Raw genomic sequence first — 9336 nt, 5'->3', positions numbered from 1 at the left:
GCGGGTTCCCCTGCCCGGGGGCGCCCGCCGCCACCGACCGTCCGACCCAGGGAGCCCGATGCCGACCCCCGGTGCGGCCGGGCCCGCGGCGTCCCCGCGTCCGGGTCAGTGGCGCAGCAGCCGGCCGAGGCCCTCCCGGGTGGCCGCGACCACCACCAGGTCGTTCGCGTCGAGCAGGTGCTCCGCGGGCGGGTTCCAGCGCAGCTCGGGGCGGGCCCGGTAGGCGAGGCCGAGATCCCGGGCGCGCCGCTCCGGCTCGGCGACGTCCAGGGCGAGCACCTGCCAGTGCCCGGGGCAGTGCGCCGCGGCGACCGTCCGCCCGGCCAGCTCCGGGTGGCCGCCGACGTCCACCGCCGCGAGCAGCAGCACCTGCCGGCCGACCGCGAACGCACCCAGTACCTGCCGCCCCATCATCGCGGAGGCGAAGGCCGGCGCCGACAGGAACGAGACGCTGTGGCTGCGGGTCTCCGCCGACGGGTACGAGTCGCGCAGCGCCCGGTACACGTCGGCGGCGAAGTCGTCGTCGAACAGGCCCATCACCACCCGCACCTCGGGATTGCACTCGCGGGCCGACAGCGCCGCCTCCAGGTTGGTGGAGTCGTTGCTGGTGAGCGCGAGCATCGCGCGGGCCCGGCCGACCCGGGCGGCCTCCAGCACCCCCTCCTGGGTGGCGTCGCCCAGCACCACCGGCACCCCGTAGGCGCGGGCCCGGGCGACCCCGCGGGCCGTCGGGTCGCTCTCCACGCAGACCACCGGCAGGTCCAGCTCGCGCAGCCGGTCCAGCACCCGGCTGCCGACCCGGCCGAGGCCGAGCAGCACCACGTGGTTGGAGATCCCGCGCGGCGGTCGGCGCAGCGCCGAGGCGGCCCGGAAGGTGCCGAGCGCCTCCAGGGCGAGGGCGGTGAGCAGCGGCATCAGCAGCAGGCCGCTGAGCGCGGTGAGGATCTGCAGCACCTTGCGGGCGGGGGTGTCGGCGGTGGCCGGGTCGGCGATCGCGATCACGTCCAGCACCGCGAGGTAGGCGGTGTGCACCGGGTTCTCCCCGGTGAGGGCCGAGGTGAGGCCGGCGAACAGGGCGAGCAGGGCGGTCAGCGAGCCGAGCGCGAGCCGCAGCCGACGGGAGAACAGCGCGGCGACCGGCAGGCCGGACAGGCCCGGCAGGCGGCGGCGCGGCCGCTGTTCCTCGGGGTGTCCGAGGAGTTCCAGGACGAGCCGACGGCCCTCCGGCGGCGGTGCCGCGCCCGGGCCGGGCAGCAACACGGGGGAGCGGCCCCGGCCGCCGGGGAGGAGGGCGAGGGTGGCCAGCTCGGTGCCGGCGGCCGGGGTGTCCGGGGGCAGTTCGGCGGCCCGCAGCAGCCGGCCGTCGACGTGCACCACGGCCGGATGACCGGAGACGGCGGCGGAGACGAGGGCGGGGGCCGCGGTCGCCGAGGTGGACAGCACGGTGGTGGAGGCCTCGGGTGCGGGCCCGCCGTTCGGCGTCCGGGCTGCGGCGGCCCGGTCGAGCAGCTGGCCGACCCGGCGGCCGAGCCGCCGGTTGTAGACCCGCAGCACCAGCCGGACCCCGGGGTTGAGCCGGCGGGCCCGCAGCGCGGCCTGCACGTTGGCCTGGTCGTCGGAGCCGGTCAGCGCCAGCGCGGCGGCCTCCCGGATGCCGGCCTCGGCGAGCACCGCGGTGCTCGGCTCGGCGGCCTCCACCACCCGGACGGGCAGCCGCCGTTCCTCGGCCAGCGCGGCGATCTGCGGGCTCTGGCCCTCCCGGAGGGAGCGCACCACCACGGTGACCCGGCGGCCGTACAGCGTGGTGAGTTCGACGGCGAGCCGGAGGGCGAGGGTGTCCTGACCGCAGACGATCATGTGCCCGCCCTCGTCCGGCCGTTCGACCGCGGCGGGCCGCTCGGCCTCGGCCGGCCCTCCGGCCGGGTCGGCGCCGCCGTCCGCCGGGGCGGGCTGCGCGGGCAGGGCGGGAACGGGCCCGGTGGTGGTGGACATGCCGCCATCCTGGCAGGACCGTGACCGTAACGCGATCTTCCTGCAGCCGCGTTGATGATTCGTCACGTTCGCACAGGTTGGTACCCTCGGACGTCTGCGACGGGGACGGGAGCGGGCATGGACGCAACAATGGTGCCGGTGGTCGTACTGGTGGCGGCCGCACTCCACGCGGTGTGGAACGCCCTCGCCCACGCCCTCCCCGACAAGGTGGTCGGCTTCGCCCTCATCAACGCGGCATTCCTCGGCGGCGGCGTCCTGCTCGCCTGCCTCGCCCCGCTGCCCGACGCCCGCGCCTGGCCCTACCTGGCCGCCTCCGCGGTGCTCCAGGTGCTCTACCAACTGCTGCTCCTGCAGGCCTACCGGCTGGGCGACTTCGGGCAGATGTACCCGCTCGCCCGCGGCACCGCACCCTGGCTGGTGGCCGCCCTCTCGGTGCTGGTGCTCGGCCGCCCGCTCGGCACCGGCCAGTGGGCCGGCATCTTGGTGATCTCCGCCGGCCTGGCCGGGCTGGCGCTGGCCGAAGGCGTACCCGGCCGCGCCCAACTGCCCGCGGTGGCCGCGGCCCTGGGCACCGGCGCGATGATCGCCGGCTACACCGTGGTCGACGGGACGGGCGTGCGGACCTCCACCACCGTGCTCGGCTACATCGCCTGGCTGTTCGTCCTCCAGGGCGCCGGCATGCTGCTCACCGCCGTACTGCTGCGCGGCCCCTCGCTGTTCTGCGAGCCCGGCCCCGGCTGGGTGCAGGGCGTCACCGGCGGGGTGCTCTCGCTCGCCGCGTACGGGCTGGTGGTGTGGGCCCAGGCGCACGGCGACCTGGCGACGATCGCCGCACTGCGGGAGACCAGCATCGTGATCGCCGCGGTGATCGGCGCCCTGGTCTTCCGCGAGCGGCTCGGGGTGGCCCGGATGGCCGCCGGGGCGGTGGTGGTGGCAGGCATCGCCGTCCTCCAACTCACCCCGGCCTAACGCGGGGACGGCCACGAAGGTCAAGCCACCCAGGGGCAGTTACTCAGGGGCGCGGGAGGTACCCCCAGCGCCCCTGAGCAGGTCAGGCAGGCTGCCCCGCTGCTGCCAGGGCTCCGGTGCGGACGCGGTCCAGCAGGGCGAGCAGCACCTCCTTGCTGGAGGCCCGGTCGCGGACGTCGCAGAGCACCACCGGCACCGACTCGTCGAGGTCCAGTGCGGCGCGGACGTCCTCGGCGCTCGCCTCGCGGCGGCCGTGGAAGCAGTTCACGCCCACCGCGAACGGGACCCCGCGCTGCTCGAAGTAGTCCACCGCGGCGAAGCTGGACTCCAGCCGCCGGGTGTCCGCCAGGACGATCGCGCCGAGGGCGCCGAGCGCGAGGTCGTCCCACATGAACCAGAAGCGGAACTGCCCCGGGGTGCCGAAGAGGTAGAGCACCAGGTCGTCCCGGAGGGTGATCCGGCCGAAGTCCATCGCGACCGTGGTCGTCGACTTGTCGCGGACGCCGTCGAGGCTGTCCACGCCGACGCTGGCCTGGGTGATCCGCTCCTCGGTCGACAGCGGCTCGATCTCGCTGACCGAGCCGACCATGGTGGTCTTGCCCACGCCGAAACCGCCGGCCACCAGGATCTTGACCGCCCCGGGGACCAGGCTCTGGGTCATCGTGCTTGCTCCTCAGCTGTTCTCAGAGATTGCGCACGCCGTCGATGACGGCCTGGACGAGCGCCAGGTCCGGCACCTCGGCCAGTGGGACCGGTGCTCGCGTGATGATCAGCGAGGCGTCGGCGAGGTCGCCGAGCAGCACCTTGACCACGCTCACCGGCAGGTCGAGCTGGGCCGCGATCTCGGCGACCGCCAGCGGCCGCTCCCGGCACATGCCGAGGATCGCCGCCGGTTCGGGCCCCAGCCGGGTGGTGTCGACGCGCGGGTCGGCGGTGACCACCAGGGTGATCAGCGAGTAGTCGGTGCGGCCCGACTCCGTCCGCCCGCCGGTGATCGCGTAAGGGCGGACGAGATGCCCGGCCTCCCGGTCGAACCACGCCTCCTCGGGGGTCACGCAAGGTCACCCGCCCGGTCCCGGCCCGCATCGCTGCGCGGCGCGGCGGTGAGGTAGGCACCGACCTGCTTGACGAGCATGTTGATCTCGTAGGCCATCAGGCCCGCGTCGACCGCCTCGGAGGTGAGCACGGCCAGCCGGGCGCCCTGGCCCGCGGTGGTGACGAAGAGGAACAGGTGGTCCATCTCGATCACGGTCTGCCGGACGCGGCCGCCGTCGAAGCGCTGGCCGGCGCCGCGGGCGAGGCTCTGCAGCCCCGACGCGACGGCGGAGAGGTGCTCGCCGTCGGCGCGGTCCAGGTTCTTGTCCATGCCGACGAGCAGCCCGTCCTCGGACAGCACCACGGCGTGCCTGGTCTCCGGTACCCGGGAGACCAACTCGTCCAGCAGCCAGTTGAGATCGCGCTGGGTTTCGGTGTGCTGGGTCGTCATCAGGGCTGGTCCTCGCGAGCAGGGGCATGGTCGGGTGCGGTGGTGGTGGGGGTCTCGGCGGAGGCCCCGGCGGGCTCCTCGGCGGGGAACGCCTTCGGCGGTGCACTGTCGCGGGCCGTCCGGGTGCCGCGCTGGATGGCGGCCATGGTGGCGCGGGAGCGCTGCGGCGAGGGGTCGTCCTCCGGGGCGGGCCGGGCCGGCCGGGCGGCCGTGCCATCTGCCGGGGTGCCGCCGCCGGTGGCGCGCTCGGCCGCGGCGGCCTCGCGGAGCTGGTCGGCGAGGCTGGCGTTGCGCACCCGCTTCGGCAGCACCTTCGGGGTGCGCAGCTCGCCCCCGGCGGTGAGGTCCTGCGGGTCCTGCAGTTCCTGGACGTCCGGGGCGGCGGGCGGCTCGGCCACGGCCGGCCGGACGTAGGAGGTCCCGGCGGCGGGCAGTGCGGGCGGCTGCGACCGCCGGGTGGGCAGCTCGCGCGGCTCCGGGGCGGTCTCGTGGACGGCCCGTTCGGCGACCGGCGCCGGCTCGGGCGCCACGGGATCGGCGGGTTCGGCCGAAGGCGCGGACTGCGCCGGGACGGCGGGAAGGTCGGGCGCGGTCGGCGCACGGAACGGCACGGCGGAGACCACCGCGCCCGGCAGGCCGGGGATCGGCGCGCCTGCGGTGAGCCCGCCCGCGGGACGGGCGGCGGGCTGCTCGGCCACCCGGGCGCCGAACGGCAGGCCGGGGAAGCCGGTGGGCGCCGGAGCGGCCTCCAGCAGCGCGGTGGGCAGCAGGACGACCGCGCGGGTGCCGCCGTAGGGCGAGGGGCGCAGCGCGACCTGGATGTCGTGCCGGCCGGCCAGCCGGGAGACCACGAACAGGCCCAGCCGCAGGTCGTCGCCGAGCGCGGCGACGTCCAGCTCCGGAGGGTCGGCGAGGTAGGCGTTGAGCCGCTCGTACTCCTCCTCGGACATGCCGAGGCCGCGGTCCTCGACCTCGACGGCGAGGCCCTTGGGGACCTCCTGCGCCGAGACCAGCACCTGGGTGTAGGGCGGGGAGAAGGTGGTGCCGTTCTCGATGAGTTCGGCGACCAGGTGGATGACGTCGGCGACGGCCTGGCCGGCCAGCGCGGTGCGCGGCACGCCCTGGACGACCACCCGGGCGTAGTTCTCGGTCTCGGAGACCGCCGAGCGCAGCACGTTGACCATCGGCACGGCGTTGCGCCAGCGGCGGGCGGGCAGCGCGCCGCCGAGGACGACGAGGTTCTCGGCGTTGCGGCGCATCCGGGTGGCCAGGTGGTCGACCGCGAACAGCTCCTTGAGCAGCTCCGGCTCCTCGTGGCGGCGCTCCAGCTCGTCCAGCATGGTGATCTGGCGGTGGATCAGCACCTGGGTGCGGCGGGCGATGTTGAGGAAGACCTTCTTGGTGCCCTCGCGGCTCTGCGCCTGCTGGACGATGGCCGCGACCGCGGTCCGCCGGACGGCGTCGACGGCCTCGGCGACCTGCTGGATCTCGTCGCCGCCGGAGCGGCGGGCGGCGCGGCCGTCGGCCGGCTCCGGCACGCTCTCACCGGCCTCGATCTGCCGGACGACGCCGGGCAGTTCGGTCTCGGCGAGGGTGCGGGTGATCTCCCGCAGGCCGTCCACCCTGGCGGTGAGCACCTGGGCGGTGCGGCGGCCCTGGACGAGGCTCCAGGCCAGCACCGCGGCCACGACGGCGGTGCCGAGCGCGAACGCCAGGCCCTGCCCGGCGTGCAGCAGCAGGACGCCGGCGTACCCCCAGGCGACGGCGAGGCCGGCGCAGGGCACCAGCACCAGGGGGAGGAGGGAGGTACGGAGGGAGCCGGTGCGGCCGGCGCGGTGGCCGGGGCGCTGGGCCGGTATGCCTGGCATCTGATTCCTCGTGCGGGTGCAGACGGCGTGAGCCCGTGCGAGTCGACGGGTGCCGGCGGGGACGAGCGGGAAGGATATACCGCTTGTTGACTGTCCGTCATCAATTGGCTCCGCACGGCCTGGCCGCCGACGGCAGCACGGTATCAGCCCCTACTGGCCGAAGAGCAACATCAACTGACGGAATGTGGACTGTACGACGGGTGTTCGGGTCCGCCCGGCGCCGGGCGCGCCGGGCGGACGCCGGGCGCCGATCAGACCGCGAGCGCCTGCGGGGCCCAGACCGTGCTGTGCACCTTGACCAGCTCGGCGAGCTTCTCCGACCACTGCACGCCGTAGCTGCCGGCGGCCACCTGGCCGAGGCGCAGCCGCTGGACGTCGGAGGTGCCGGCCGGCGGGTAGACGTGCGTGGCGTCGCGCAGGTAGCGCTCGATCCGGAAGTCCGACTGCAGGCCGCGGGCGGCGTGGATCTCCATCGCGTTGCGCGCCGAGTCCAGGGCGTACTCGGTGTTCACCAGCTTGGAGTTCATGAGTTCCGCGTCGCACGGCCGGCCGAGGTCCAGCAGGTGGGCGGCGTGGTACGCGGCCAGCCGGGCGGTCATCAGCCGGGACTGCATCTCGCCGATCTTCAGGCTGATGTTGGGGAGTTCGGCCAGCGGCTTGCCGTAGAGCGAGCGTTCCTCGGCGAAGGCGACGGTGTCCTCGACGATCGCCCGGTGGATGCCGAGGGCGACCGCGGCGAGGTTCGGCCGGCCGTACAGGATGCTGGAGGAGTAGGCGACGTCCAGTCCGGCGCCCTCGTCGCCGAGGCGGTTGGCGGCCGGGATGCGGCAGTCCTCGAAGACCAGCTCGCCGAAGCTGAAGCCGTGCAGACCGCTCTGGCAGCCGGGGTCGCCGAGCCGGAAGCCGGGTGCGTCGCCGGGCACCAGGAAGGCGGAGAGGCCGCGGGAGCCCTTGCCGGTGCGGAACACCACGCCGTGCACGTCGCCGATGTGCGAGTTGCCGACGAACCACTTGCGGCCGTTCAGCACGTAGTCGCGGCCGCGCTTGCGGGCGGTGCCGGACATGCCGAGCACGTGGCCGCCGGACTCCGGCTCGGTGACCGCGATGGTCGGCAGCGCCCGGCCGTCCGCGAACTGCGGCAGCCACTGCCGGCGCTGCTGCTCGGAGCCGAAGTGGATGACCTTGGCCACGCCGAGCTGGGAGGCCTGGGCGATGGCGCCCATCGCGCCGCTGACCCGGGAGAGTTCCTCGATGACGACGGTCTTGGCCAGGTGGCCGAGCCCCATGCCGCCGTACACCCGGGGGATGGTGACGCCGATCCATCCTCTGCGGGCGATCTCCCGTGCGAGGTCGTGCTCGACGGTGCGCTCCGCCTCCATCCGGGCGATGTGCGGTCGTACCTCCTTCTCGGCGAACTCCCTGACTTCGGCGCGCAGTTGCTCGTGCCGCTCGTCGGTGAAGTAGTCCTGGCCCAGCATGGGCGTCCTCTCGTCGGTCGGGAGCGCCGCCGTCCCGCCTCCCGTACGGGGCGACCGGGGGTGGGGGACGGTCGGAACGGCCGCCGCGCCGTTGAGGGCCGCGCGCGGTTGGACGGGTGACCCGTCCTCGGCAAGCACTCATTGTCATATGCGTCACTGCCCACCTCCAGAGCGTGATCATGGATTGGCGTGAAACCGGTGCGACGTTTTCGGGGCAGGATTTGATCGTGCGACGGAAGGGAATGGATCTTTCCCCTCTGTTTCCGACCGTCTGACGAGACGTCGCCGATCCGGTCGGCAAGGAGTTCTGACACCATGTCCGCCATGACTGATGTGATGAGCGCTCAGAACGCCTATCCGGGCGGTGGGGGCGAGTCCGGACGGACCCGCCGGCTCCGCGACCTGGGACTCAACGACCCCAGCCCGGACGAGGCCTTCGACCGTTTCGCGCACCTCGCGGCCAGCATCACCCGCGCCCCGATCGCGATGGTCAACTTCATCAACGACGAGCGCCAGATGTTCCGCGGGCTCTACATCCCGCCAAATCCCGCGCAGACCCAGCCCGTCGAGGACGACACCTGGGCCGACCGCGGCATCGCCTTCGACCTCCCGGCCCGCGAGATGCCGCTCAGCCACGGGTTCTGCCCGCACGTGGTGGCGCAGCGCTCGCCGCTGGCGCTGGACGACATCCTGGCCTACCCCCGGTTTGCCGGTAACCCGGTCGTCGACGAGCTGGGCGTGCGCGCCTACCTCGGCGCCCCGCTGGTGGACGACACCAACACCGTCATCGGCACGGTCTGCGTGCTGGACCGCGAGCCGCGCCAGTGGGGCCGCGAGCGCCTCAAGGACATCCAGCACCTGGCCGAGGCGCTGCTCTCCGAGATCCGGCTGCGCGACAACCTGCTCGCCCAGCAGCAGGAGATGTTCGCGGCCTTCGACGGCTCGCCCTTCCCGATCATGCTCACCGACGGCCTCGACAACGCGATCCGCTACGCCAACGCCGAGCACGCGGGCATCTTCGGCGCCCCCGGCCCGTACTCCGACCTGGCCCAGGCCTACCCGCAGCTGGCCGCCGCCGGTCTGCCGCTCGCGGTCGGCGAGGCCCACCGCACCGGCCGGTCCACCGTGCTCAAGGACATCCGGGTGCAGTCCTACCTGCCGGGTGCCCGGCGCGCCGAGCAGGTGTACACCTTCACCTGCACCCCGCTGCGCAACGCCCGCACGGGCATGGTGAACGGCGTGCTGACGGTGGGCATGGACGTCACCGCGCAGTCCCGCACCGAGGAGGAGCTCGGCACCCTCGCCGCCCTGCTGGTGGACCGGCTGCAGCAGTCCGGCCGCAGCCCCGGCGAGATGCTCCCCCCGTACCCGCAGGGCCGCCCGGGCCTGTCGGGCTGACCGCCTTCCGGCCGGGGCGCGCACGGCGCCCCGGCCCGGCCGGCCGCCGGGCCAAGTCGGTGGACTGGCTCAACCTCATGACCTACGACCTGCACGGCCCCTGGGAGGCCCAGGGCCCGACCAACCACCAGGCCAACCTCTACTC

Annotated in this window: 8 protein-coding genes; 2 read left to right on the top strand and 6 right to left on the bottom strand. The window is 74.3% G+C overall.

Translation table 11 applies throughout. From position 1 onward, the window contains the following. Positions 1–105: 105 nt before the first annotated feature. Positions 106–1992 (bottom strand): NAD-binding protein, encoded by a 1887-nt coding sequence (locus ABZ641_RS17995; RefSeq protein WP_359982905.1) that lies wholly within the window; start codon positions 1990–1992, stop codon positions 106–108. 117 nt (positions 1993–2109) lie between these two features. Here ABZ641_RS17995 and ABZ641_RS17990 point away from each other — a divergent pair, with 117 nt between their 5' ends. Continuing rightward, positions 2110–2961 carry an EamA family transporter gene (locus ABZ641_RS17990; RefSeq protein WP_359982903.1) on the top strand — a complete coding sequence of 284 codons (852 nt, stop codon included), beginning with the start codon at positions 2110–2112 and terminating at the stop codon, positions 2959–2961. Between the two features lie 82 nt (positions 2962–3043). On the opposite strand, the gene ABZ641_RS17985 is transcribed toward ABZ641_RS17990, so the two are convergent. The 5 genes from ABZ641_RS17985 to ABZ641_RS17965 all read right to left on the bottom strand — a co-directional run bounded on the left by ABZ641_RS17985 (position 3044) and on the right by ABZ641_RS17965 (position 7793). Continuing rightward, complete coding sequence (locus ABZ641_RS17985; protein WP_263102872.1) at positions 3044–3622, bottom strand: ATP/GTP-binding protein; 579 nt, start codon at positions 3620–3622, stop codon at positions 3044–3046. A gap of 22 nt (positions 3623–3644) precedes the next feature. Then, entirely contained in the window at positions 3645–4016 is a 372-nt protein-coding gene (locus tag ABZ641_RS17980) for a DUF742 domain-containing protein (RefSeq protein WP_263102871.1), read from the bottom strand. Next, positions 4013–4447 (bottom strand): roadblock/LC7 domain-containing protein, encoded by a 435-nt coding sequence (locus ABZ641_RS17975; protein ID WP_030265945.1) that lies wholly within the window; start codon positions 4445–4447, stop codon positions 4013–4015. The genes ABZ641_RS17980 and ABZ641_RS17975 overlap by 4 nt, the downstream gene beginning before the upstream one ends. Continuing rightward, positions 4447–6315, bottom strand: a complete 1869-nt coding sequence (locus ABZ641_RS17970; protein ID WP_344623652.1) for an ATP-binding protein — start codon at positions 6313–6315, stop codon at positions 4447–4449. Before ABZ641_RS17970 ends, ABZ641_RS17975 begins: the two co-directional genes overlap by 1 nt. A gap of 251 nt (positions 6316–6566) precedes the next feature. Next, entirely contained in the window at positions 6567–7793 is a 1227-nt protein-coding gene (locus tag ABZ641_RS17965) for an acyl-CoA dehydrogenase family protein (protein ID WP_359982900.1), read from the bottom strand. A gap of 324 nt (positions 7794–8117) precedes the next feature. Here ABZ641_RS17965 and ABZ641_RS17960 point away from each other — a divergent pair, with 324 nt between their 5' ends. Next, a complete protein-coding gene (locus tag ABZ641_RS17960; RefSeq protein WP_344623654.1) occupies positions 8118–9191 on the top strand; it encodes a GAF domain-containing protein in 1074 nt (357 codons plus the stop codon). Positions 9192–9336 lie beyond the last annotated feature (145 nt).

Source organism: Kitasatospora sp. NPDC007106 (assembly GCF_040634455.1).
Taxonomy (GTDB): Bacteria; Actinomycetota; Actinomycetes; order Streptomycetales; family Streptomycetaceae; genus Kitasatospora; species Kitasatospora arboriphila.
This window is presented reverse-complemented; position numbering and strand designations above follow the sequence as displayed.